This window comes from Bartonella sp. OC16QHHD (assembly GCF_042194035.1).
Lineage (GTDB): Bacteria > Pseudomonadota > Alphaproteobacteria > Rhizobiales > Rhizobiaceae > Bartonella.
This window is the reverse complement of sequence record NZ_JBHIMJ010000040.1, coordinates 1-1498: the sequence shown is the minus strand read 5'-3', so window position 1 is coordinate 1498 and position 1498 is coordinate 1. Positions and strand designations below refer to the sequence as shown.

Genomic DNA, 1498 nt, shown 5'->3' with positions numbered 1-1498 from the left:
GGTGCGTAGCAACAAATCATTCCGGCTAAAAAAACCGTTATTGCCAAAAAGCAAACTCTCACGCGTGCCACGAACATTGGAAGCGCCCCCCAACGAAATCTGTTCAGCTCCCAATAAATTATGCGGTGAATATTGACCACTCAAAAGATTGCTCAGTATAAAGTCCAAGCCCCCTATCTTAAAAGGCGTCATGACACTAAGCGTACCGGTAAATTTGGCAAATTGTGGCTCCGCATCCCCTGCTCCTGGCGCATGTTTCTTTACTGAATGAAACAAGGGAAGACCTTGCAAATAACTCACATCAAAGGTCCAAGTCCCCCCCAACATCTGGCGAGAATGCGAAATGCCAAAATTGGCGACGCTATATTGACGGCTGCCCACTTCAATCTTATTGCCAAGAAGGTAATTGTTGGTTCTTTTATAAGAAAGACCCAAATTCAAGGTTGTAAGGGAAACACTATCACGGTAAAGAACCCTGCTTGTACTGGCGTGCAACTCACTGGAATCCCCCGTCGTCTCAATATCGGTAAAATTGCCAGGGATTATGCTTTGGTAATTATAAACAGTGCCATTCAATCCAAAGGTCCAATAACCGTACGGAATACTCACACTCGCTGAAATGTTATTGCTATGTCCTTCTTGCTTGCTCCCACCCCAATAATCGGGCTCACTGCGTTGATAGTTAAAATCCCACGCATCATTCATCCCTAAAATATTTTCTACCCTCAAGCCCGCACTATAACGCGCATAACCCGTGGAAGATTGTCCCATATTGTCATGAGAAACAGTAACCTTGAAAGTTTTATCGGGATGATTGTTAATATTGACAATGGTGCTCCCTTCTTCACGCCCTGGAAGAAGTTCGCTTTGAGCGTGCGCTGAACTCAAACGGTTGATCTGATCAAGCCCCTGTTCAATATCGCGCATGTTCAGAACATGACCTTGAAGCCCAGGAAAAGCACTCCATACAACATTATTATAACGAGACGTCGGTGAACCATTATAGTAAATCTCTGAAAGTTTCCCCTCAACGACAACAAATTTGAGCGTCTTGCTGTTTTTGATATCTTGATCAGGAATATAAAAACGCNCAAAGAAAACAAAAATGGCACGAAAAATTCTCAAAAGAGAACTTTGGCGTAAAAATATCAATAACAATACAGATTGCCCCCGCTTTGCATTATTCATGAAGCACTCTTTAAAAGAACTTCATGGAACCTCTAACAAGTCCACTCAAAACAGCCACTGCCCTATGACGCTTTTAACAAAAGCACATGCCTCTGTAACCAAAAAAGTGACACCCAAAACTGCTTTATTTTACAAAAAACGCTTTATTTGAATTGCTGAAGATCTCTCCCCCACATTTATATGAGAAAACCTCTAAACAAAACTGTTTAGCCCGTCAATGGTTAATATATCAATATCCCCAGTTTAATGCTACAATATATTTATCAATAATTAGAGATAAATTCACTCTCCAGCTCCTCTAAGCCACTCA

General features: G+C 41.6%; 1 pseudogene. It reads right to left on the bottom strand.

Going from position 1 to position 1498, the window contains the following annotated elements:
- A pseudogene (locus tag ACFIK1_RS05025) lies at nt 1–1089 on the bottom strand (ShlB/FhaC/HecB family hemolysin secretion/activation protein); the annotation flags it as partial.
- Between the last annotated feature and the right edge of the window lie 409 nt (nt 1090–1498).